Annotated in this window: 18 protein-coding genes; 17 read left to right on the plus strand and 1 reads right to left on the minus strand. The window is 35.5% G+C overall.

The window, feature by feature from the left end; genetic code table 11:
- The first annotated feature begins 13 nt into the window (after positions 1–13).
- The 17 genes from mfd (at position 14) to truA (ending at position 25,843) form a co-directional block, all read left to right on the plus strand.
- Positions 14–3,553 (plus strand): transcription-repair coupling factor, encoded by a 3,540-nt coding sequence (gene mfd, locus RMR19_RS08320; RefSeq protein WP_331654678.1) that lies wholly within the window; start codon positions 14–16, stop codon positions 3,551–3,553.
- A gap of 53 nt (positions 3,554–3,606) precedes the next feature.
- The gene (locus RMR19_RS08325; RefSeq protein ID WP_310603027.1) at positions 3,607–4,647 is read left to right on the plus strand and encodes a peptidylprolyl isomerase; all 1,041 of its coding nucleotides are present in this window, start codon (positions 3,607–3,609) and stop codon (positions 4,645–4,647) included.
- 839 nt (positions 4,648–5,486) lie between these two features.
- Entirely contained in the window at positions 5,487–6,545 is a 1,059-nt protein-coding gene (locus tag RMR19_RS08330) for a hypothetical protein (RefSeq protein WP_310603028.1), read from the plus strand.
- Positions 6,517–8,034 (plus strand): amino acid adenylation domain-containing protein, encoded by a 1,518-nt coding sequence (locus RMR19_RS08335; RefSeq protein ID WP_310603029.1) that lies wholly within the window; start codon positions 6,517–6,519, stop codon positions 8,032–8,034. The genes RMR19_RS08330 and RMR19_RS08335 overlap by 29 nt, the downstream gene beginning before the upstream one ends.
- Positions 8,031–8,894: a formyltransferase family protein gene (locus RMR19_RS08340; RefSeq protein WP_310603030.1), complete on the plus strand. Its 864-nt coding sequence runs from the start codon at positions 8,031–8,033 to the stop codon at positions 8,892–8,894. Before RMR19_RS08335 ends, RMR19_RS08340 begins: the two co-directional genes overlap by 4 nt.
- A 42-nt stretch (positions 8,895–8,936) precedes the next feature.
- Positions 8,937–9,173 (plus strand): acyl carrier protein, encoded by a 237-nt coding sequence (locus RMR19_RS08345; protein WP_310603031.1) that lies wholly within the window; start codon positions 8,937–8,939, stop codon positions 9,171–9,173.
- Positions 9,170–10,765: an MBOAT family O-acyltransferase gene (locus RMR19_RS08350; protein WP_310603032.1), complete on the plus strand. Its 1,596-nt coding sequence runs from the start codon at positions 9,170–9,172 to the stop codon at positions 10,763–10,765. Before RMR19_RS08345 ends, RMR19_RS08350 begins: the two co-directional genes overlap by 4 nt.
- Before the next feature lie 8 nt (positions 10,766–10,773).
- Complete coding sequence (locus tag RMR19_RS08355) at positions 10,774–11,820, plus strand: hypothetical protein (RefSeq protein WP_310603033.1); 1,047 nt, start codon at positions 10,774–10,776, stop codon at positions 11,818–11,820.
- Between the two features lie 212 nt (positions 11,821–12,032).
- The gene (locus tag RMR19_RS08360) at positions 12,033–12,605 is read left to right on the plus strand and encodes a hypothetical protein (protein WP_310603034.1); all 573 of its coding nucleotides are present in this window, start codon (positions 12,033–12,035) and stop codon (positions 12,603–12,605) included.
- Positions 12,606–12,653: 48 nt separating this feature from the next.
- The gene (locus RMR19_RS08365; RefSeq protein ID WP_310603035.1) at positions 12,654–13,256 is read left to right on the plus strand and encodes a hypothetical protein; all 603 of its coding nucleotides are present in this window, start codon (positions 12,654–12,656) and stop codon (positions 13,254–13,256) included.
- Between the two features lie 58 nt (positions 13,257–13,314).
- Entirely contained in the window at positions 13,315–13,911 is a 597-nt protein-coding gene (locus tag RMR19_RS08370; RefSeq protein ID WP_310603036.1) for a hypothetical protein, read from the plus strand.
- Between the two features lie 353 nt (positions 13,912–14,264).
- On the plus strand, positions 14,265–14,879 hold the full coding sequence (locus tag RMR19_RS08375) for a hypothetical protein (RefSeq protein WP_310603037.1): 615 nt from the start codon (positions 14,265–14,267) through the stop codon (positions 14,877–14,879).
- A gap of 25 nt (positions 14,880–14,904) precedes the next feature.
- Complete coding sequence (locus tag RMR19_RS08380) at positions 14,905–22,446, plus strand: InlB B-repeat-containing protein (protein ID WP_310603038.1); 7,542 nt, start codon at positions 14,905–14,907, stop codon at positions 22,444–22,446.
- 287 nt (positions 22,447–22,733) lie between these two features.
- Positions 22,734–23,066: a PadR family transcriptional regulator gene (locus tag RMR19_RS08385; protein ID WP_310603039.1), complete on the plus strand. Its 333-nt coding sequence runs from the start codon at positions 22,734–22,736 to the stop codon at positions 23,064–23,066.
- A complete protein-coding gene (locus tag RMR19_RS08390) occupies positions 23,066–23,842 on the plus strand; it encodes an ABC transporter ATP-binding protein (RefSeq protein ID WP_310603040.1) in 777 nt (258 codons plus the stop codon). The genes RMR19_RS08385 and RMR19_RS08390 overlap by 1 nt, the downstream gene beginning before the upstream one ends.
- Positions 23,843–23,844: 2 nt before the next feature.
- Positions 23,845–25,056 (plus strand): ABC transporter permease, encoded by a 1,212-nt coding sequence (locus RMR19_RS08395; protein WP_310603041.1) that lies wholly within the window; start codon positions 23,845–23,847, stop codon positions 25,054–25,056.
- Positions 25,049–25,843: a tRNA pseudouridine(38-40) synthase TruA gene (gene truA / locus RMR19_RS08400; RefSeq protein ID WP_310603042.1), complete on the plus strand. Its 795-nt coding sequence runs from the start codon at positions 25,049–25,051 to the stop codon at positions 25,841–25,843. Before RMR19_RS08395 ends, truA begins: the two co-directional genes overlap by 8 nt.
- 100 nt (positions 25,844–25,943) lie before the next feature.
- On the opposite strand, the gene RMR19_RS08405 is transcribed toward truA, so the two are convergent.
- Complete coding sequence (locus RMR19_RS08405) at positions 25,944–26,243, minus strand: hypothetical protein (protein WP_310603043.1); 300 nt, start codon at positions 26,241–26,243, stop codon at positions 25,944–25,946.
- Between the last annotated feature and the right edge of the window lie 46 nt (positions 26,244–26,289).

Raw genomic sequence — 26,289 nt, forward strand, 5'->3', positions numbered from 1 at the left:
GGTGGGATTGAACATGAAGACATTCATGGAACCTTTAGAGGAACTAAAGGAGTACAATAGTATTAGACAAGACCTTGCACTGAAGGAGACACCAATCCATGTAGCTGGTTGTATAGATTCTCAGAAATGTCATCTAATTAGTGGGCTTAGTAAGAGTTACAAATGGAAATTAATCGTAACGTATAATGATATAAAAGCAAAAGAAATCTATGAGGATTACAAATTATACTCAGAGAATGTATGGCTATATCCTGCGAAAGACGTTATTTTCTATAGTGCTGATATCAGAGGAAATGTAATTGTAAAGGATCGTTTAATGGTTCTAAGACAATTGATAGAAGCAGAGGAAGCAACGATAATAACGACGATTGATGCAGGATTTGATCGCATCCTTCCTCTTGAATATATTCGAAAAAGAATCTTAACAATAGAAGCAGCAGCTACCATTGATTTAGAGAAGTTAAAGGTAGAATTAGTGAATCTAGGATATGAGAGATGTGGACAGGTCGGAGGTCCGGGAGAATTTGCGATACGTGGTGGAATTATAGATATATTTCCACTGACAGAGGAGTGTCCATATCGTATTGAGTTATGGGATGATGAAGTAGATACGATTCGTATGTTTGATATTAGCAGTCAACGTTCTATTGAGAATGTAGAAAAGGTTATAATCTATCCAGCAGCAGAAATTATCTTAGATGAACAGACGATACGTGATGGTGTACAAAAGTTAGATGAAGAGACAAAAGAGTACGTACATGGTTTACGTTCTCAGATGAAGACAGAAGAAGCGCATAGAATCAAGCAAATCGTAGAAGAATTTAAGGAAAACTTAGAAGCATATAATGGTTCACTTGGTATTGATAGTTATATCAAATATTTCTATGATAATACGGTGTCTTTATTTGATTATTTTGCAAATCAAGAATCGGTGATTTACTTAGATGAGCCAAATCGATTGATTGAAAAAGGTGAAGCCGTAGATCTTGAATTTAGAGAGAGTATGATTGGAAGAATTGAGAAAGGCTATATCTTACCAAGTCAGGTTGACGTAATCTTTCCATATAAGAGCATACTTGCTAAGTTCAATACAATGCGCTCCGTTTTGCTTAGTACAATGGATTATAAGCTGACATCATTTGCATGTAAACGAAAATATGATTTTAGTGTAAAGTCAGTGAATCCATATAATAATAACTTTGATATTCTTGTTGAAGATTTAAAGAAATGGAAGAGTAAAGGATATCGAGTAATCTTACTATCCAATTCTACGACAAGAGCAAAGAGATTAAGTGAGGATTTAGGAGAAAATGAATTAATTGCATTCTACAGTGAAAATTTAGATCGAGTACTTAAGTCAGGTGAGATTATGGTAGCACGTGGCTATGTTCATCGTGGCTTTGAATATCCATTAATAAAATTAGTTATCATCTCAGAGGGGGATATCTTCGGTGCTGAGAAGAAAAAGAAGCATCGCAAGAAGAAAACATATGAAGGCAATAAGATACAGAATTTTAGTGATCTTAATGTGGGAGATTATGTTGTCCATGAGAATCATGGGCTTGGTATATACCGAGGTATTGAAAAGATTGAAGTAGAACATGTAACGAAGGATTATATTAAGATTGAGTATGCATCAAGTGGAGTTTTGTATATTCTGGCAACAGGGCTGGAAGTTATTCAAAAGTATGCAGGTGCAGAGGCGAAGAAGCCAAAACTTAATAAATTAAATTCCGTTGAGTGGAAGAATACAAAGACAAAAGTAAAAGGTGCTGTTAAGGAAATAGCGAAAGAATTAGTTGAACTATATGCAAAACGTCAGGAAAAGCAAGGATTCCAATTCGGACCAGATACCGTATGGCAGCAGGAATTTGAAGAAATGTTTCCGTATGATGAAACAGATGATCAGCTAAATGCCATTGAAGCTACGAAAAAGGATATGGAAAGCAAGAAGATTATGGATCGCCTTATCTGTGGGGATGTTGGATATGGAAAGACAGAAGTTGCTATCCGTGCAGCATTTAAAGCAGTATCTGAGGGAAAACAAGTTGTATTCCTAGTGCCGACAACGATTCTTGCACAACAACATTACAATACATTTGTACAGCGTTTGATGGATTTTCCAATTGCTATTGATATGATGTCGAGGTTTAAAACGGCATCGGAAATTAAGAAGACAGTCGAGAAAGTAAAGAAAGGTAGTATTGATATATTAATTGGTACTCACCGTGTATTATCAAAAGATGTGCAGTTCAAGGATTTAGGTTTATTAATCGTGGATGAGGAACAGCGATTTGGTGTTGCACATAAGGAGAAGATTAAGCAGATAAAGACAGATGTTGATGTTCTTATGCTTTCTGCTACGCCAATTCCAAGAACGATGCATATGAGTTTAATTGGTATTCGTGATATGAGTGTATTAGAAGAGCCGCCAGTTGATCGTATGCCAATACAGACGTATGTTCTTGAACATAATGAAGAAATTATACGAGAGGCGATTAATCGTGAGTTAGCGAGAAATGGTCAAGTATATTACGTATATAACCGTGTAAATGGTATTGATGAAGTTGCAAATATGGTTGCTAGATTAGTGCCTGAAGCGAATGTAGCATTTGCACATGGCCAGATGAATGAACGAGAATTAGAAAAAATCATGTTTGACTATATCAATGGAGAAATAGATGTTTTAGTATCAACAACAATTATAGAAACAGGGCTTGATATTTCTAATGCGAATACAATGATTATTGATGAAGCAGATAAACTTGGTTTATCCCAGTTGTATCAATTGCGTGGACGTGTTGGAAGATCAAATCGTACTTCCTATGCTTTCTTAATGTATAAGAGAGATAAGATGCTCAAAGAGGTTGCAGAGAAGAGATTACAGGCAATAAAAGAGTTTACAGAACTTGGTTCAGGATTTAAAATTGCTATGAGAGACCTTGAGATTCGAGGTGCTGGTAATCTACTTGGAGCAAAACAGCATGGGCATATGGAAGCAGTAGGATATGACTTATACTGTAAGATGTTGAATGAAGCAGTAAAGGCTCTGAAAGGGGATACCTCAGAGGAAGAGACATTCGATACAACAGTAGATCTTGATGTAGATGCATTTATTCCGTCTACGTATATTCGAAATGAGTTCCTAAAACTGGAGATGTACAAACGTGTTGCGGAGATTGAGAATGAAAATGAATTCTTGGATATGCAAGATGAGATACTAGATCGTTTTGGTGATATACCAAAATCGGTTAATAATCTGCTCAATATTGCATTGATAAAAGCGATTGCACATAAATCTTTTGTAACACAGATTACTCATAAGGAACTGAATGTGAAGATGATTATGTACAATAAGGCAAAGATTAATGTGGCAGGTATTCCATCTGTTGTAGAGAAATTTAGCCCACAATTGACATTTGTACCAGACACCAATCCATACTTTGTATGGAAGATTAAAGAACGTTCCAAGACAGGAAAGATTGATGTTATTGCATTGTTTGATGCATTGAAGAAAATTCTAATAGAATTACAAGGACTTGTTGAATCGTAGAAGAACTTAGCCTGCCAAAGTTTGCAGGTTACGAGAAAGGCATGGTTATTAAGATGAAAAACAAGAGAACGAAATATATAGGAATAATAGTCGTACTGCTTATGCTTACCTTGGTAGCGTGTTCGGGGAAAAAAGATAAGAATGCGAGTAATAATGAAGCAGTTTCGCAGTCAGGGGATGACGATTCTGATAAAGCAAATGATAAAAAAGTAACAGATGCTGTTATATTAACCGTAGGAGATATTAAAGTATCTTATAATGAAGTTATGGTGTATGTATTGTTATTAAGGGAACTATATGAGCCAAACTTCACAGATGTAATTTGGGATTACAAATTGGATACAGGTTCAACATTCGGTGAAATGGCAAAGGAAGAGATTCTCAACCAAATCATACAATTGAAGATTATGAATCTGGAAGCAAAGAATCGTGACATTGTATTGACAGACGACGAATTAATTGAAATTGAGAATTACGCGAATAAATATATTGCAGGAATAACAACGGAAGATCAAGAGAAGTATGGTATTAATTACGATACGGTATTTGGAATCTGTAAGGATAATTATTTAGCAGAGAAAGTCTTCGATGTTGCAACAATGGATGTGGATACTTCTATCTCGGATGAGGAAGCAAAGCAAGTAACTGTTTGGCAAATAGCCGTTCTTACTTCTTCAAAGGATAAGAATGGAGAGGTTATTGCGTTATCTGACGAAGAGAAGGAAGCTGCTCGCAGCAAGGCAAAGGATCTTCTTAAAAAGGTTAAGAAGGAAGAGGATTTCTATACATTTGCTTTGAGTAAGAGTGATGACCCACAAGTTGAATATACAATTGGTAGCGGAGATAAGAGTGATGAGTATGTTGATGCTGCATTTGCACTAAAAGAAGGTAAGCTTAGTAAAGTGATTGAAGATGAGACAGGATTCTATATCTTGTATTGTGTGAATCCTTTTAATGAAGACGCAACTGCTCAGAAGAAAGAAGAGATTATAAGTCAAAGACAAGATGAGGCATTCCAGAAGTTGTATAAAGAATGGTTAGAAAATTATAAAATCAAAATAACACAAGAGAATTGGGATGGGATTCAATTTTAGATTTTGGGAAAAACGTTGTGGTGCAAAACTTGGACGTTTTCGAGGCTTATTCGCTGCTGTTTTCTAGCACAAAACACGCTACGCACCTATGAACTTCTAAGTGTGTACGGGGGAGATATCGAAAAGTTGCGGAACCGCACTCAATTCGGCATCCTGCCCTCGGGCATGTCTGAAAAATCATTGTACTGTTCGGCACCCTCCACTCAGCGGTCTGAAAGCTCAAAATTCAGTCAACGTAGCCCGCTACGCCTCCTGAATTTTGAACTTCCACCCCACTAAGTGGAGTGCACAGCCCAGTACAAGCATTTTTTAGACACACCCTAGCTCGTGCTGGCTCGGCGTCCATGCCTCGCCTTCCTAGCTTACTAATGTACACACTAAGATGTTCTATAGGTGCTTCGCTATCGTTTTTTAGCTAGAAAACAGCGGCGAATAAGCAGGGGAAGGTTATGAAGTTTTGCATATCTACGTTGTTGAAAAATATTGCAATTGATAAAATTGAATTATGAATGGAAGTAGTATTCGAGATGTCGGTCAAGATACTGGTTAGATTGTTGGGGAAGATGAAGAAAAATGGTTAATATAAAATATATTGGTCGAGGATTCCATGGACATTGGGAAATAATAAATTAAATAAGATAATGTATATTTATATACCTCTGAGTGGACTGTTTAGAAAACAGACACTTGGAGGTTTTTCTTTTGGTATAGTTAGCGTGTACTATAGAATCTTTTGCCCTAAGAATGTCGACATTATTTCACCTAAATTTCATATTAAACCTATATAATATAGAAAATAATGGTGACTTGAGGGGCGATGTCTTGAATAGTTGCAAATAATGAGACAAACGAAGGAAGAAGATATGAGAAAATGTTTGAAATGTGGTTTACCAGAGAATTTTCAGGGAATTATAATTCATGAGGACAATGAATGTAATTATTGCAAGTTTTATGAGAAACAGAAGGAGGTTTTGAATGACAATGATTTTCTACATGAACGATTTGTAGAACAGCTTAACCAAGCTAAGGCGAAAGCAAAAGAGAATAATGCAGAGTATGACTGTTTAGTTGGGTTAAGTGGTGGAAAGGATAGTACTTATATTATCTATCAATTGAAACATAGATATAATATGCGTGTGTTAGCATTTACATATGATAATGGTTTTGCGACGGAATACGGAAGAACGAATATTCAGATTGCACTAGATAAATTGAATGTAGACCATATTAGCTTTGCCATGAACAGGGAGAAGTTAAGAAAATATAATCAAATGTGTACATCGTTGTTCAAAAATTTCTGTATGATGTGTTTTCATTTAACACATTATTACAGCCATCAGATAGCAGCAGAGAAGAACATACCGCTTATTGTAAATGGAAGAACGAAAGGGCAGATTTTGCAATTTGCAGATTCTACCCATCTTTTAGAGCCATTTGAATATACAAGTTGTTTTGAAGAGTATGAATACCAGATGTTTAAGAAATCCGCAGAGAAGACGGCTAAGTTATGCAGAGATTTACCAAAGATAGAAGGTGAAGTTCGAGCATTATCGTACTTTATGTATCATGATTATGACCCACAAGAGGTTATGGATTTCTTAGAGGAAAGACTTGGTTGGGTAAAACCCAAAGCTGGTGTGGCACACGCAGATTGTTGGGCGCATCCAGTTGCAGAACAGTTGCAGATGGGTGCAAAAGCATATCCAATTATGACAGGTGAGCTTGCTTATATGGTGCGTTCCGGTGAAATCAGCAAGGAAGAGGCACAAAGGAGAATAGAGAAAGAGAGTGTAACTGGAAAAACAGTAGATAATAAGATTACAGAACGATTTAATAAAGAGATGAAAATGCAGACGAAGGAGGAAGATAATGCAAAGGAATGTACTAGAGTATCTTGAGGCAGCGGTAGAAAAATGGCCTGAGAAGATAGCATTTAGTGATGTGAATACATCAATTAGTTTTCGGAAGCTATATTCTAAAACACAAGCGATTGCAAAAGGGCTTCTAAGGCAAGCAGGTGTTTCGAAGAAAAATCAACCAGTTGTTGTATTGATTGATCGTAATGTAGATAGTATTGTGGCTATGTTAGGTGTTGTTTATACAGGATGTTTCTATGTGCCAATTGATAGAACACTTCCAGTAGAGCGAATCACCAAAATCATAGATAACTTGAAACCAATGGCGATTATTACAATGGATAAGGAAAGTTTGAGCTTTCCTGAATATAAAAAATGTACCTATACAATAAATGAGTTATTGCAGGAAGAAAATGTGGAATATGATTTAGAGATAATTCGGAATCAAGTAATTGATACAGACCCACTCTATGCAATATTTACATCTGGTTCAACAGGTGACCCGAAAGGTGTTTTAGTTAGCCATCGTTCGGTTATCGATTTGATTGATAATTTTAAAGAGGAATTTCATCTAAATGAGGAGACGGTATTAGCTAATCAAGCACCTTTTGATTTCGATGTTTCGGTTAAGGATATCTATTCTACTTTGAAAAATGGTGCAACAATGCATATCGTACCAAAGATATTGTTTGTATCTCCGGCAAATCTGATACCTTATCTGAATGAATGCAAGGTAAATACAATTATATGGGCAGTATCGGCTTTGAGAATAATAGAGAACTTTAAAATATTTGGAGAGATGCTTCCTGAGTACCTTCACACGGTGATGTTTTCGGGAGAAGTAATGCCAAATCGAGTACTTAATTATTGGCGTAGATATCTTCCTGATGTAGCGTATATTAATCTATATGGACCAACAGAAATCACTTGTAACTGTACATTCTATAAGGTAGATAGAGATTACAAAGATGAGGACAAGCTTCCGATAGGAAAACCATTTAAAAATACGGATGTATTTATCTTAAATGAAGAAAATGCGTTGGCACAATCAGGTGAACTTGGCGAAATCTGCGTTAGAGGGACTTCTCTTGCATTGGGATATTACAATAATCCAGAGAGAACAGAAGAAGCCTTTTGCCAAAATCCATTGAATCCATATTATCCAGAGAAGATATATCGAACTGGGGATATTGGTTATATGGATGAAGAGGGGCTTGCCTATTATGTTTCAAGAAAAGATTATCAGATTAAGCATATGGGACATAGAATTGAGCTTGGTGAAATTGAAAATCTAGTTAGTGCTGTACCTGTGATTGATGCATGTTGTTGCTTATATAATCAAGCAAAAGAAAAAATCGTGTTATGCTACCAAGCAAATAAGAAATGTGAACAGGAGATTTTACAGTCACTTGGGAAACAACTGCCGAAATATATGTTTCCCAATAAATTTATTCAAGTTGATACATTTCCGATAAACAAAAACGGGAAGATTGACAGAAATGAATTGAAGGAAAGATATCTTGTAAAATGAGTATAGGAACAGAAGAATATATTGGATATGATAATGTAATATTGGTTGGTGGCAGTACGCTGATGGAACATTGTATTAGGGTAATTCGTAAGAGCTATGATAGACAAATTACACTGTTAGATATTGATGCAGATCGTGGGCAAAGAATAATAAAGCTATGTGAAGAATACCAAGTTATTCATACTAAGGCAGATAAAATGCGTGTTATGAAGACTCTGCTAGAGCAGAAATCGAGAACGTTGGTATTTAGCATTATGTCACCATATATATTTACGAAGGAAGTTGTGGATAATAAGAATCTAACGATTATAAACCTTCATCATGCATTGCTCCCAGGGCATAGAGGACGTAATGCGACGGCTTGGGCAATCTATTATCAAGAGAAGTACGCAGGGATATCATGGTGTATTGTTGATGAGGGTGTGGATACAGGTGGAGTACTTTGCAAGAAAGAGATAGAGATTGTGGATAATGTGACCTCAATTAAATTATTTCAGCTACAGAATACGTTGGCGGTATCTGCACTTGAGGAACATATAGAGGAGTGGCTTGCAGGTAGAATAGAACCTATGGAATATGAGCAAGGGCAAGATTATCTGCATCTAAGTAAGGACGTTCCGAATAACGGAGAATTAAATCTGGAATGGGACATTCAAAAGCAGAGTGCCTTCTTGAGCGCGATGGATTACGGAATTATGAAGACTTTGGGCGATGTGTTCTTTCGATTAGAGGGGAATACTTATATAGTGAAGTCTTATAAAATCAGGCAAAGTCAAGAAGAGGGTTCGTATTGCAGGCTTGTTGAAAATGCTCTTTTAATTAATAAAGAAGGATATAGGATAGAAATAAAATGTAAGTAGTAGGGTATTAAAAATATGTTTAAATAGAGGAGAAAGATGAATATGAGAGAACAGGTATTAGAAATAGTAACAGGGATAAGACCAGACGTAGATTTTTCAGTGGATGCGAAACTTGTTACAGATGGTGTGTTAGATTCGTTTGATATTGTAACATTAATTAGTGAATTAAATGATGTGTTTGAAATAGAAATTGGAGTGAAGGAATTAGTTCCAGAGAATTTCGATTCTATTACAAGTATGGTTGTGCTAATTGAGAGATTAAGGGACGAAGAAGAATGAGTATCGTTTCCGCAGCATTTGTAATATTTATTACGGTAGTATTCTTACTATATTTTATCGTTCCGAAAAGATGGCAGTGGAAAGTGCTATTAATAGCTAGTTATTGTTTTTACAGTTTCTCGGACTTTCGATATATTGTATTTCTTCTTTTGACAACCATGTCAACCTACGTATTAGCTCGTTATCTTGAACGAATTGCGATAGAGGGAAAGGCATATATAAAGGAAAACAAATCTACATTAAGTAAAGAAGAACGAAAAGAGTATAAGGATACGATTAAGAAGAGAAAGCAAAAAACAGTTTTGATAGCGGTAGTATTTAATTTACTAATATTAATTGTATTAAAATATGGAAATTTCATATTATTAAATTCTGTTTCTGTTCTTAAATTACTATGGCCAACCTTAAAAGTATATCGTCTTAATCTGTTTGTTCCACTAGGAATCTCTTTCTATACATTACAAGCGATTGGTTATGTTGTTGATGTGTATAAAGAACAGATAGAAGCAGATAAAAACTTTTTTCAGTATGCATTGTTTTTATCGTATTTTCCACAGATTATTCAAGGGCCAATTAGCAGACATAACCAGCTTGCGCACCAGTTATATGAAAGCCATAGTATAGATTATGACCGTATGACAAAAGGGATACAGTTAATTATATGGGGATTTATTAAGAAGCTTGTAATTGCTGATCGAATTGGAATTATTGTTGATGAGATATTCAAACATTGGACAGTTTATTCTGGAGCATATCTATTCTTTGGAGTTGCGGCGTTTGGTATGCAACTGTATTGTGATTTCTCTGGTGGTATGGATATTGCAAGAGGAGTATCGCAAGTACTTGGAATTGAGTTGACGCTTAACTTTAGACGACCTTATTTTTCATGTTCTTTGGAGGAATTTTGGAGAAGATGGCATATTACATTGGGTGCATTTATGCGAGAATATATATTCTATCCCGTGTCATTGTCAAAAGCGAGTGGTCGCCTTGGTAAGAAGGCAAGGAATATATTTGGCAATTATATAGGCAAAAAGCTACCGACTTTTCTTGCGATGTTTCTTGTATTTATATTAGTAGGAATATGGCATGGCCCACAATGGAAATATATCGGATATGGATTATATAATGGTGCAATTATCGTAAGCAGTATCTTACTAGAACCTATATATGAGAGCGTTGCAGCACGATTACACATAGATAGGGAAAGTAAAGGTTGGCGTTTGTTTCGGATGGTTCGAACATTTGCAATCTGTAGTATGGGACGTTTCTTTTCAAGGGCAAAATCATTTAAAATTGCTATTAAGATGATGTTAGCTACCGTATTACATTTTAATATGCCATCGCAAACATTGTCTCTAACAGAACTTGGTATCGTGAGAGAAGATGTGATTATGCTTATTGTAATGCTTTGTATTTTATTAATCGTAGGAATTCTACAGGAAAAAGAAATCCGTATAAGAGATAGCATTGCAAGCAAGAATATTGTCTTTCGTTGGACTATCTACATCGGAGCAATCCTTCTTGTTGCATTATATGGAATGTATGGGCCTGGAAATTCTGGAGAGGGATTTATATATGAGCAGTTTTAGGAGGAAATATGACAAAGAAACAGATAGTTAAAGCGATAGGATTTCTAATTCTTCTTTCTACTGTACTTTATATAGTAAACAAGATTTACAGTATACCAGAGGAGTATGCGATTAATAAATTACGATATCAGACAATGTACACTGAAGAGGAGAATACATGGGATGCTATTTTAATAGGTACAAGTGTAGTAGACCGTGCATGGGCAGCACCATTAGCATATAATCAAACAGGATTAACAATGTACCCATTATCTTCAGATAGTCAGCCAATTGCTCTTACGACCTACATAATTGAGGAGGCAAAAAAGAGTCAGGATATACAATTGGTGGTAGTTGATTTACATGGTATTCGAAGTAATAGTATGAATATGAAAGATAGTAGCCTTCGCAGAGTTGTTGATACTATGAAATTATCTGCGAATAAGGTAGACGCAATCCAATATGCTTTTGAGTACTCAAAAAATCTGGGTGGAAAAGAAGACAAGCTTCGAAATAAAAGTATATGGGATTACTATGTTCCATTCTTTAAATATCACGAGAGAAGAGATATACAATTAAGTGATATCCTAAAAGAGGAAGACGTTATGAAAGGTGTCAATACAAGAGGTGCTTTTAAATCTAAGAAGCAGGTGAAACCAATCTTAACGACAACATCAGGAGTATTGAGTGAATTGCAGAAAGAGATTCTTACGAACATTATTGATTATTGTGAAGAGAATGATATAGAGCTATTGTTCATGTCTGTACCGTCCTATTTAACAATTATGGAGCAGTATGAGATTAATGCCGCTTTTGATTTTGTGAAGGAAATGGGTTGCGATACACTGAATATGAATACAAAGGAAGCCTATGAGGAATTAAAAATCAATTATAACAAAGATTTTTATAACGACATTCATATGAATTCAAAAGGAGCACGTAAGGTAACAAAATATTTAGCAAGTTATATTGATGAATTATATGAATATGCTGACCATAGGGAAGATGAAAGGTATGTGGATTGGGAAGAGGCATATAAGAGTTATGAAGTGTATTATGAGGAAGGTTGGAAATAGGTGACCTTGTAGAAGAAAAGGATAGGTATTGTGATAAATAAAATCACGATATCTATCCTTTTTTTTGTTAATAAATGTACGATAAACCAGTACAAATGGATGATTGACAGTTATATACTGGAAAGATAAAATATGGTAAACAGGGAGAATGAGAGAAGATGAGGGATAAATTAGTTGAAATAGAATGAAAAATTGGAATTTTTTTCTTTGCGGTGTCGTCTAATGTATATAAGGTTAGGAAATTAGGGAGGATAATATTATATGCTGCATGGCCAAAGTTTATACTACCCAATGTAATAGATGATTTAAATAAGAATAGCGAGATTCTATATAATTTTGGAACACCGATGATAAACTATACTATTGATATAGCGTGGTTGGATCTTTGCGATGAAGAATCTTTTTACGTTAAAATAGGTGAGAATGATACATATGGATTTTATGGATATCCAAATGATGCTTCAACATTTAAATTTTCATATTACTCTACAAGTGTTCCTAAAAGATCTCTTTTTAGGTTTAAAGTCGGTGATAGTATGAAAAAGGCAGATAAGCAACTTGGAAAACATGGATATAAATGTAAAGAGATTAATCGGGATTGTGCAGTATATCAAAGAAGACAAGTTACAATTCGGATTTATATGCAGAAAACACAAGATTGTTACAATAAAAGAGAATATATTAGGAATGGGGTAGTATCAGGGTATACTGTTGAGTTAAAGAAACGGATTAATATCATAAAGGTTATAAATAGAATAATGAAAAATATTACAAGTAACACATAGAATAACAGTTGGATAAAAGCGTGTTATGTATAATGGGAGGAATAAGAATTGACAGAGAATAAGTCTGGAATAGAAAAGAAAGTAGGCAATACACAAAAAAAGAAACAAAGCATAAGATTAATGTTTATATTATTGATGGTGTTGACAATGGTATATGTAGTGGTATGGTCTATTAAAACACCATCAGCAATAGAAGATTTAAATAATAATATTGATTTGCCATATAAATTTACTGCATTAATGGCGGAATATGATATTGATAAGAAGTGGATTGATCTTGGTGATGAACATGCTATTTATGTTGAAACACAAAAGAGAGAGAGGTATGGTTTTTATGGATATCCAGACTATTCTTCATCATTTAAGTTTGCATACTATTCTACAAGTGATTCAAAAAAGGCATTGTTTGGTTTTGAAGTAGGGGATAGCATGGAGAAAGCGGATAAGCAACTTAGGGAGCATGGTTACAGATGCTGGGAGATAGATTGGGATTGTGCAAGGTATAAGAGAGGACAAGTAGATATCAGGGTTGATATGCAACAAACAAAAGAAAGTAACAATAAGAGTGGATATATTAGGAATGGGGTGGTGCAGGGGTATATTATACAACTAGAACGTACAGATAAATATCATAAAGGATATTATAAATAGATATATAGAAAAACGGGTTGCTAAAAGAGTGCTATGTATAACGAGGGAGGAATAAGAATTGACAGAGAATAAGTCTGGAATAGAAAAGAAAGCATGCAATACACAAAAAAAGAAAAAAAGCATAAGATTAATGTTTATATTATTGATGGTGTTGACAATGGTATATGTAGTGGTATGGTCTATTAAAACGCCATCTGCAATAGAAGATTTAAATAATAATATTGATTTACCATATAAATTTACTACACCAATGAGTGAATGCGATATTGTTGAGAAAAAGATTGAAGATGAGTATGAGTATGGTGTTTATGTTGAGACATATAATGGAGATTCGTATAGATTTTCGGGATATCCAGATATGTCATCTTCTTATAAACTTACATCTTACTATACAAAGAACACAAAAGTATCTTTGTTTGGATTTAAGGTAGGAGATTCGCTAAATGAAGCAAATAAGTTGCTCAGAAAGCATGGATACATATCTCGTGATAAAGATACATGCTATTATGAATATAGGAACGGAGGAATTGTTGTATTAATTACAGTGAAGCACGGAGACGGTAGTAGTAATGATTATTTTAAAGATGGAGTCATAGTTAATTATATGATTAAATTAGAAAGCACAGATAAGAAACATATAGGGTATTATAAATAGTCTGAAGACAATATTGATAAGAAGTGGATTGACCGTGGGTATACTATTAAAGGATAGCATACTAATTGAAATGCAAGAAAATTGTATAAAATAATGTATATATATTGAAAAATCAAGTTGTTTTATTGACAATTATATACTGAAAAGATAAAATATGTTAGTATAGGGGAAATAAAAAAGAAAAATGGAGTTATATATAAGCAAGTGAGTTTAAAATCTATGCAAAATAATAAAGAAGGGGAGGCATGAGGTGGAACTAAAAATGTAGATATACTACATTAAAAAAATTGCAAATAACACATAGAAAAACGGGTGGATAAAAGAGTGTTATGTATAACAGGGAGGAATAAGAATTGACAGAGAATAATTTGGAAGTAGATGAGAGGGAAGAGGTAATTAAAAAACGGAGAAAGAAGTTTAAAATATCAATAGGAGTAATAGCAGTAGTGTTGTTAGTAATAGCTACGCTATATACATTTGTGCGGTCGCATTATAAATTGCCAAATGAAATAGATGATTTGAATAATAATATTGATTTACCATTTAAATTTAATACGCCCATATCGGAATACGATATTGATGAGGAGCATATTGAAGATGTCGAAGAAGGTGTTATCTGGGTTGAGTTAAATGGTCAGAAATATGGATTTTTTAGCTGTTTAGACGAGGATTCTTCAACATATAAATTTGCATATTATTTTACAGATATGCCTAAAACCTCCTTATTTGGATTTAAGGTAGGGGATAGTATGGAGAAAGCGGATAAGTTGCTGACTGAACATGGTTATAGTTGTGAAGATGTGGATTCAAATTATATTATCTATAAAAGAGGACGAGTTACTATTTTGGTTTATATAAGTTGGAAAAAAAATGGGAAAAATGAGAGGCACTATATTACAAATAGGGAAGTTGAAGGATATTTTATTGATTTAGAATCAACAGATGAAATGCAAGGATACATATATTAAATATAAATAAATAAAGGAGATAGTAATGAAGATAAAAAAAGAAAAAATAGTTTTTTTGATAATAATATGCTTATTAGTACAAATACTAAATCCTGCTTTTATTACTGTGCAAGGTAAAGGTGGTAATAAATTAGTTGTAAAGGGGAAAATAAAAGTAGAAATAAAGAGTTTTTATAGTCAGGGTACAAAGCTAATAGAACAGGAGTTAGAAAATTATCCAGCGACTATATATTATCTAGATGATAACGGAGTAAAAAAACATGAGGATATCATGACAGATAACTTAGGTAACTACAAAGTGTCACTGCCATCACAATCAGGGATAAAAAAGGTATGGTTAGAAGTAGAGGCTGATAATGAGGCATGTACAGTATATTCAGCCTATAAGAGTGGAAAATGGTGTGGAGAATATAAATACAAAAATAAGGAAGTTATAGTTGACCTTGCTAAACAAAGCAATATTACAATGGATTATACGATTACAGGCAATGATGCAGGGGCAATTAATATAGCAAGAGTCGTTAATAATGCAAGAGCTTATATGAAAGAGGCTTGTGGTTTAATTGTTTCCAAGACACCAAAGGCTACGATTCAGTGGTTATGTGGGCAAGGAAGTAACTCCTATAATGGGACAAGAGGCGGAAATGAATTCATATTTATAAATGGAGGAAATCAAAGGGAGTTTAGTGATTCTGTAATTTGTCATGAGTACGGGCATTGGATATATAATGGTTTTCGTGAAGGAAATCTAAAAGGAGGAAAACATTCCCATGAAAAAGATTTAGATGTTCGATTAGCTTATTCAGAAGGATTGGCTACATATTTTGGACAAATGGCTATCAATTCGCCTAGATATATGGCTGGTGGCAATGCTAATGGGAAAAATATTACATATTCGATTGAAAATCCTGGGATTAATTATCAAGGTAAGGATGGAAAACTAAATGAACTCTATGTAGCAGCATCATTTTGGGATATTACAGATAAATATAGTTCAAATGAATCATGGGACAAACTCAATGATAAAGCAGAACAAGTTTTTTTATGCAATCGAGATGTAGTAATGGAGGCTGATTTGGAGAATGGAATTTTTGATTGTACTATAGAAGACTTCTACAATAAATATATAGAAATGCATGTTCAAAAAAACAGTGAACGAGCATATGATTTTTGGAGGGTATTTAAAGAAAATCATATGGAATTTGACAATGAACCCCCCCAAATAATAAACGCGCTTTCAAATAAACAATTAAATATTAGACTCTATGACAATGTAAAAGTTTCTAAAGTGGAAATATATATTAATGGTAAAAAAGAGTATACAAAGAATAATCCACCTGATAATGTTTCTTACACAATTTCAGATAATAAACTTCAAATAGGACGTAATTGCATAGCAATTAAGGCATATGATTATGCAGGAAATGATGTTTTACTAGGAATGTTAAAATCTGATATAAAATCAAATAATACTAGTAAATCAACAATCGGTGCATTCACCCAACCCTACACCGTATCCTACTGCGACTACTACTACGAAGGCGACGAAACTACAACAGACGAACCCCTAATAACTGCACTCTCTACAAATCGCATAGACTTAGAATCATTTGAGGATTTAGAATCATTAGAAGATCCTGATTCCCTAATAGATGAAGTAGACACAGAAGCCACAATTATAGAAGAACTAGCCAATCTATATGAGTTAGTTTATCAAGATAGTAAGTGCGGAACATTAGGAGACGAGGAAACATCAGAGCTTCGAGAGTTAACGATTGCAGATGGAACAGATTTTTCGTTACTACTTAATGATACATTAGGTGATTATGAGATAGCACTGACAGATCCAGAGGGCAATATATACACGAATTATGAAGTGACAGATGAAGATATCGCAAATGAAATAGCAGAAGACGAGTTGCTTGAAGAAGAATTATACGGAGCAATGGGCGATGCAGTAATAGACAAAAATCAAAGTCGTCAAAATGTCTTAAACCTTGGAACAAGGGGTCTGACAATATTCTATCCAACTGCTGGAACGTGGACATATACAATAAGAAACAAAGGAACAGAAGGCGACTATCAATTGGGTGTGTATACGAAGTTGTCAGCTCCAATCATTAACAATGAAGAAGCATTGACAATGCTACAAGATGGAACTGCTGTTACGGTAAATGCTTCCGTTGCAGTATCTGGAAGTGCTATTACAATAAATGCAAATGCAGATACCTATGCTTATGCAAAACCGGCAGAAGTACATATTGAACTACAGGACAACCAAGGAGAAGTTCTAATCGAGGATACAATCAAAGATGGAATTAATGAGACTGGAGACTTCTTATATACATTTAACAACTTAGAAGACGGTCATTATAATCTGGAATTGTACTCCGTAGCATCCGATGGAACAAGAAGCTTTACAAGAACAAGCGAAATGGTTGTAAATTCACGAGAGCCAGAGATAGAGATGAGTGATGATTGTGAATACTATATCTATTCCCAAGAAGCAATGTTAGATGGACGAATCACGAATGCAGACAGGGTTGAGATTCTAGTCAATGGGGAAGAAGTACCTTATGATGTGGGATGTGGCAGTTGCGATGATACATTTGGCTTTGGATGTTATGCGGAACTGAAGGATGGAGATAATACCGTAAGAATAACATCAGAGTCGGAAACAGGGAAAACAGTGGTGAAAGAGTTTGTATTACACTCGATACCAGAGGAAGAGTATGATCAAGAGAAACATCAACCAGAGATAGAAAGTGTGACATTTGACGGAAAAGAAGAACCAGTAGTTAATAAGCGTTCTACTGTTGAGGTGAAACTTACCGATAAGAATGCAGCAGATTATAAAGTGTATGCAGTATGTAATGATACAATCTATGATTTTACGCCTGCAGGTGATTGCTTCACGTTAGATTTTAATCCTACTGATTACTATAATGATAATTATGAATTTGTAGTATGTGTTATAAGTAGATGGCAATTTTATTCTGAGAAAGCATTAGATATCGAGGTTACAGGTGTTAAAGATGGCATTCGTATAAAGAATGACCCACAAACTATGTTTCTAAATGTAGGTGATACAGCAACGTTGGATATCAGTAGTATCATTGATGGCGATGATTGCAGCGTAGAAGTGAATTGTGGAACAATTAAGGACGGAATTTGGAGTTTTACATCAAGTGAACCAGGTGATTTTGAGATTATACTGAGATTTACGAAAGGTGATATAGAAAAAGAGGTTACATTTGATACTGTGTATGAATACTCAAAAGAGCATAAACTTACATTTGTAACAGATGGCGATGAGCTGGAGGAACAAGAGTATTCTGTTTGTGAGGATGAGGAATATGGTGAATTACCGCTACCGACAAAGAAGGGTTATGAATTTGTAGGTTGGTTTGACAAGGAAGAGGGAGGCAATCAAATCTTAGAGGATACAATTGCGAAAAAAGATGATTCCTTTACTCTATATGCACGTTGGAAAAGTAAAACCTTAACGATTACATTTAACCCGAATGGTGGAAGTGTAGAAAATAAAAGTAAGGAAGTAACATATGGCAAGAAGTATGGAGAACTTCCAGTGCCAACATGGGCAAACGCAGAGTTTCTTGGTTGGTATAGCGGAATAGATGGCGGACTTAAGATAACGGCAGAAAGTATTGTTAAGGAAGAAGAGCCCCAGACATTATATGCACAATGGTCTACTAGAAGATATCGAGTTATGTTGGATTCAAATGGTGGAGAGCTAGATGAATATACTTTTTTCTTGTATAAAGGTGATAAGTATCTAGAAATGCCAACACCTACTAGAGAAGGTTACACATTCAAAGGCTGGTATACGGGAAGTGCAGGTGGAACGAGGATTATGCCTGGTTCAGTAGTGACAGTATTAGGAAACCATTATTTATATGCCAATTGGGAACCTAACAAGTATACGGTACATTTTGACTTTGCTGGTGGATCAATAAAAGGGACAAAAGAAATCTACGAACAGGATATTGATTTCCCTTATGAGAGTGCATATGGTTGGATGCCAACTCCTCAAAAAGCAGGCTGTGTGTTCCAAGGCTGGTACACGGAAGAGACGGGCGGAACATTAATTACAGGAAGTGATATTCTCAAAGTAAGGCATAATCAGACGTTTTATGCACATTGGAAATATGCAGAGTATCAAGTAACATTTGTAACAAATGGTAATGCTATAGATGTGAAGAATAAGAAAGTAACCTATATGAGCGAATATGGCGAATTGCCAGTACCGACAAAGGCAAACTATGATTTTGTAGGCTGGTCAACTGCGAATGTAAATGGAACGATGGTTGATTCAACATCACAGGTAGCAATAGCAGGAGCACATACCTTGTATGGTATATGGAAAGGTAAGACATTGGAGGTAAGCTTTGATGCCAATGGCGGAGAAGTGATTGATGAGAAGAAAACTGTTTTTTATACTGAGGCATATGGCGAACTGCCAGTTGCAGTAAGAGAAGGATATACGTTTGCGTATTGGAGCTATACTCCAACAGGAACAAGCGTAGCTTCAACAACGAAAGTAAGTTTGACAAGCGATCATACATTATATGCTCGTTGGAATACAAATGCGTATAAGACAATATTTGTCCCAAATGGTGGAAAGATTGTTGTATCAAAAACAGAATATAACGATAGTAATCTTTACGCTGTTAATTTTTTCTATGATAATCCTTATAGAACTCTGCCAACCCCTACAAAGGCAGGTTGTGAATTTACTGGCTGGTATACCGAAAAAGAAGGCGGCGAGTTAATAACGGTTAACTCTATTGTAGATGTAGCAGAGGAACAAAGACTATATGCACATTGGAAATACAACGAGTATCAGATAACATTTGTAACAAATGGCGATGTTATGGATGTGAAGAACAAGAAAGTAACCTACATGGGCGAATATGGCGAACTGCCAGTACCGACAAAGGCAAACTATGATTTTGTCGGGTGGTCAACTGCGAATGTAAATGGAACGATGGTTGATGCAACATCGCAAGTGACAATTGCAGGAGGGCATACCTTATATGGTATGTGGAAAGGCAAGACGTTGGAAGTAAGCTTTGATGCCAATGGTGGAAAAGAGATTGACGAGAAGAAAAGTGTTGTTTACTATGATGCATACGGAGTGCTACCTGTTGCAGAACGGGAAGGATATCGATTTGCTTACTGGAGCTATAAACCAACAGGAGGTTCGAATATAAATGCATCTACGAGGGTAGTTACGGCAGAGGATCATACTCTATATGCCTATTGGTCGCCAAACAACTATAAGACATTATTATACCCGAATGGTGGCAAAATTGTTTTATCAAAAGTAGAATATAACGACAATAATCCTTACTGGTTTAATGCTACGTATGATAGCACATACATGAGTTTGTACACCCCTTCGAGAGCTGGATGTGAATTTCTTGGTTGGTATACCGAGAAAGAGGGCGGTGAGTTAGTAACGCCTGCTACTATTGTGAAGATAACAGAGGAACTAAAATTGTATGCACATTGGAAATGCAATGAATTCCCAATATATTTTAGTACAAATGGTAATCCGATTGATCTAAAGAGTAAGAATGTAACGTATCTTGGCGAATATGGTGAATTACCAGTCCCTACGAAAGAAAACTATGTATTTTTGGGGTGGTCAAGTCATAATTCGAAGGAATCTATGATTGATGCTACCTCTCAGGTAACAGTAACTGGTGCACATTATATATATGGAATGTGGGAAGGCGAAAAATCTGAAGTAAGTTTCAATGCGAATGGTGGAGGAGAGATTAACGAGAAGAAAACGGTTACTTATAGTGAAACATATGGAGTACTACCAGTGCCAGTAAGAGAAGGTTATACTTTTTCGTGGTGGTGCTTGGGTTCGGAGACAGGAACTCCCGTAGGGTCAACTACAAAAGTAACGTTAGCAAGTGACCATACCTTGTATGCACGTTGGAGTGCTATACGATGTAGAAGACTGCTTGATCCAGTCGGTGGGAAAATTGTAGTGGCGAAGACAGAGTATAACAGCACAAATCTTTACTATACTGCTCCCGATTATGGTACTCCATATCGTAATTTGCCAACACCTACAAAAGCAGGATACGAATTTCTTGGCTGGTATACTGAGAAAGAGGGGGGCGAGCAGATAACGGTTGATACAATTTTACGTGATACAGAAGAACGGACAATATATGCGCATTGGAAACCAGCAAAGATTAAAGTTCTTTTTTATGGCTACGGAGGAACTGTTCCGATTAGCGAGAAGGAAGTGCTATACACAGGAACATATGGTGATTTACCAATAGCAAATCGAGAAGGGTATTCTTTTGTAACATGGCGAGCCACAGCTCCTAATGGTGTGGTGATTACACCTGAAAGTGAAGTGACGATAGCTACTACACATTATCTGTATGCAGAATGGAAGGGAAATACGTATACCATATCGTTTGATACAGAAGGCGGTGACTTCTTACCAGAGAAAAGGGAAGTTACATACGGCAGCGCATATGGGAAATTGCCGGTTCCAACAAGGACAGGCTATGTATTTTCATGTTGGGTTAATCGAGAACCAGGAAAAGGAAATGTACTTGAGACGACGATAGTGTCTACAGCAAAAAATCATACGCTTTATGCTACATGGTCACCACTGCTCTACACAACAACATTTGACTGTACTGGTGGAAGCTATAATAATTATAGCCGATACGATGGCAGATATTATTTTGAGAAACAATACGGTACATTAAATGTACCTAGAAAGCTAGGATATGATTTTGTTGGTTGGTTCACACAGGAGTATGGTGGAAAAGAAATAACCAATACAAGCATTGTCGATGTAGCTGGTGAACGAACATTATATGCACACTGGAAACCTTCCACGTATACGGTATATTTTAACGCTAATGGAGGTACGATTAGTGGAAGTAATTCCAAGACAGTTACGTATAAGGAGTCTTATGGAACGTTACCAGTTCCAACACGTGATCGATATGAGTTTGAGGGCTGGTATACGCAGTCCACTGGTGGTACAAGGGTAACATCATTAACGCAGGTGGAAATTACGGGAAACCAGACTTTATATGCAAGATGGAATGGGAAAAAGTATAATGTAACCTTTAATGCAAACGGTGGAAGTTGTTACACTAGTAGCACGGTGGTTACATACTATGAGAAATATGGAGAACTACCAACACCATCGAAGACGGGATATAGTTTTGCGGGCTGGTATACGGATATAACAGGAGGGTATCTTATTACGAAGGATACAACAGTAACAATAGATAAAAATCAAGTATTATATGCTAGATGGAATGCTAATTATTTTACAGTAACGTTTGTTACAAATGGAGGAACTGTAGCATATAGTAGTAAGCAAGTTCTTCTTGATGAGAAGTATGGTTCTTTACCGACTCCTTATCGTGCAGGATACACATTTATGTATTGGTACAGAACGAGTGATAATGGAACAATAGAAATCGTTAATGAAAATTCAATTGTGCCACGAGATGGTAGCCATTATAGATATCTGTACGCAAGATGGTATTAAAATTAATTAAGAGAATAGTACCTAATAACGTAGAATAGCTAAGAATCCAGCCCCTTCGCCAAAGGCGAATTTTAAATGGGCTGGATTCTGTTGCTGTGACCTTTTGACCCTCGTATTATGGATAATTGTAAAATATAACAATTCACTATTGACATGAAATAGAAAAGATGCTATCATCAATGTATCGAGTGACGATATAACGACAAAAGATATATCGAGTGATAATATAGTAAGCTCGGATAAATTATTTATATACCTTGGAATATGGTGATGAAGGGAGGAATCATATGGCTAAAAGTAATGAGCCATTAACAGAAAGTTATTTTTATATATTACTTTGCCTCTTTAACGGACCGAACCATGGTTATGCCATAATGCAAGAAACAGCTACACTAACAGGTGGTCGTGTCAAGATAGGCGCAGGTACCATGTATGGTGCATTTACCAACTTGTTAAAGAAAGAATATATTGTTGAATATTCAGGTGTGGAGAATGAAGATAGGCGTAAATTATATGAATTGACTGACTTAGGTAGGGAGATTCTGCAAGGTGAGATTCAAAGATTAAAGCAATTGACACAGAATGCAATAGAAGTAATGAGTAAAGAGGAGGATTTATAATGATTGAAATTAATAATTTAACCAAAATCTATAAGCTATCAAAGAAGCAAATGCAAGAACAAAAAACAAAGAAGAATATGAAAAAGGCAGCAGACAGCATTTCTTTAACTGCACAGCCAGGACAAATCTACGGTTTACTTGGACCAAACGGTGCAGGTAAAACAACAACACTTCGTTGTGTTGCTACTTTATTAAAACCAACAGAAGGTGATATCAAAGTATGTGGTTTTGATACTGTAAAACAAGGCGAGAAGGTTAGAGATAATATCGCATTTTTAACAAATGAAATTAAACTAGATCCACATTTTTCATCGAAATATATGTTCACATTCTTTGGACATTTGCATGGAATGAGTGATGCAAAGATTAATGAGAGAAGAGAAAAATTATTCGATTATTTTGGAATTACAGATTTCCAAGATAAGAAGATAGAAGAATTATCAACTGGTATGAAACAAAAGGCAGCAATTGCGGTAAGTTTAGTACATGATCCTAAAGTAGTAATCTTTGATGAACCAACAAATGGTCTTGATATTGTAACAGCAAGAAGTGTTACAGATTATCTAAAAGTATTGCGTGATGAAGGGAAACTAGTAATTATCTCAACACATATCTTATCGGATGCAGAAAAATTATGTGATAACATTGGTATCATTATCAAGGGTAAGAAAGTAATTGAAGGTACATTAAAAGACATTCTTACTAAGACAAATACAACAGATTTAGAAGATGCGTTCTTTGAACTATATAAAGAATATAATGTAGAGGAGGATTAGGAATGAGAGGAGCAAGAGAAATAATCAAGAAAGAAATGGTTCGTGTGTTTGGTGATAAGAAATTAATCTTTAGTTTATTCATATTGCCAGTAGCACTTGTCGTTGGTATGTGTTTCTTAATGGGAAATCTTATGGAGACTATGGAGAATGATGTAGATGCACATATTCCTAGTGTTTATATACAGAATGCACCAGAAGGAATTGAAAATGTAATTGAAGCAGCAGGGTTCCAAGGAGACATCACGTATCTAAAAGCAGGAGAATCCCTTGATATAATTAAGGATGATATTGTAGATGGAAAAAAAGATTTATTAGTATATTTTGAAGAAGGGTTTGTAGAATCGATTCAAAACTATACAGAAGGAAGCGCAATTCCGGAAGTGAAGACGTATTATAATCCTTCAGAAGATTATTCGGCAACAGCACGTAATATCTTTGTTGCAACAGTACTTGAGCCAATGAGACAAGCATTGCTTACAAGCCGTATTGGAAATTTAGATAATATTACAGTGTTCAATATAGATTTAAACTATGAAGAGTCTCGTTTGATGGATACACAAAAAGCTTCTGGTAAAGCGCTTGGTATGATGATGCCTTACTTTATTGTAATGATGCTGTTCGCTGGTGTTATGTCAGTTGGAGTAGATGCAATTACAGGAGAAAAGGAAAGAGGAACACTTGCAAGTATGTTAGTATCACCAGTGAAGAGAGTTGATATTGTAATTGGTAAGATAACATCTATAGCAATTTTATCGTCAATATCTGCAGTTATCTATGCAATAAGTATGGTGTTTGCTCTACCTCAAATGATGGGTGAAATGGCAGGCGAAATTTCGATTTCGTTATCTCCATTACAAATCATACAATTGCTTGTAGTTATGTTATCACTTGTGTTCTTATACGTTGCTCTAGTGTCAATCGTATCGGTATTTGCTAAGACAATGAAGGAAGCGAACACATATGTTACACCAATGTATATTGTTGTAATTGTAGTTGGTATGATTACAATGCTTAGTGGAAACTCAAAACCAGACACAACAATGTTTGCAATCCCAGTATATGGGAATGCGTTATGTATCCAGAATATCTTAACAGGTGAACTGCTTATGCCACAGTTTCTATTAGCAATCGGTGGTACAGTACTAGTGGGAGCTATCGTAACAGCAGGAATTGTAAAAGCATTTAATAGCGAAAAGGTAATGTTTAATGCATAGAAGGAATATTCGATTTCATGTTTCCTATGATGGAACGAGATATCTTGGGTGGCAACGCCTAGGAGGTAACCAAAAGGACTTGTCCATACAAGGATTGATTGAGGGTGTATTATCCAATCTTCTGAATGAAAATATAAAAATCATGGGCTCTGGCAGAACAGATGCTGGGGTCCATGCCTTTGCGCAAGTAGCGAATTTCTATACACACACGAATGATTCTATACATGAGTTGACAAAGAAACTTGGGGATTCTATGCCTGAGGATATCGTAATCTATAATATAGAAGAAGTGCCTGAGGATTTTCACAGCCGATTTAGTGCAGTAGGTAAAGTGTACGAGTACTATATTGATAATGTAGAACGTGAAAATGTTTTTACAAGAAAATATGCATATCATGTGGAGAAAAAACTTGATATAGAGAAAATGAGAGAAGCGGCTTCCTATCTAGTAGGTACACATGATTTCTATTCATTCTCGACAGATAGAGGGAAGGACGATACCGTTCGAACGTTATATGCAATAGATATTGAGGAAACACCATTTTCTTTGGGTTCTGCCGATGAATCAAGAGATGAGAAACAGGCATTACTAAGAATTCGTTTGCATGGAGATGGTTTCTTATATAATATGGTTCGGATTATTGTAGGTACTTTACTTGAGGTAGGAGCAGGTGAAAGAAAGATAGACTCTATACAGATAGCAATAGACAATAAAAAGCGTGACTTGGCAGGGATAACAGTCCCACCGCAGGGGTTGTTTTTGAAGTCAGTTGAATATAAGTTCTAGTTTGGAATAGGGAATGTTCCAATAATTTAGACAAACAAAAATTTCAACAAACAAAGAGGAGAGGTAAACAAGATGATTCTTGCGTACCTCTCCTTTTTTGTTATTCTTCTGTCTCATCCTCAGAAGTTTCATCTTCATTACTATCTACTTCTACAGAAGTGTCAGAAGAGTCAGATGCCTCTGGCATAGTCAAAGTTACATAACCTCTTGTATCGGAAGAAGAGTTATCGTCTCTCTCTTCGTCAGTATCGTCATCTTCGATGTCATCAAATTCGTCATCAAAATCATCAAAGTCATCTGTAGAATCTTTGTCAACAACGTTTTTTAAGAAGTAAATCACACCGCCTACTAAAGCTACTACGGAAAGTGTTCCAGCTATAAATTTACCAAATTTCTTCATGATACCGTCATCCTTTCTTACTTATATTATGACCTCATTTTAATAT

The organism is Anaerosporobacter sp., from assembly GCF_031551385.1.
Classification (GTDB): domain Bacteria; phylum Bacillota; class Clostridia; order Lachnospirales; family Lachnospiraceae; genus Anaerosporobacter.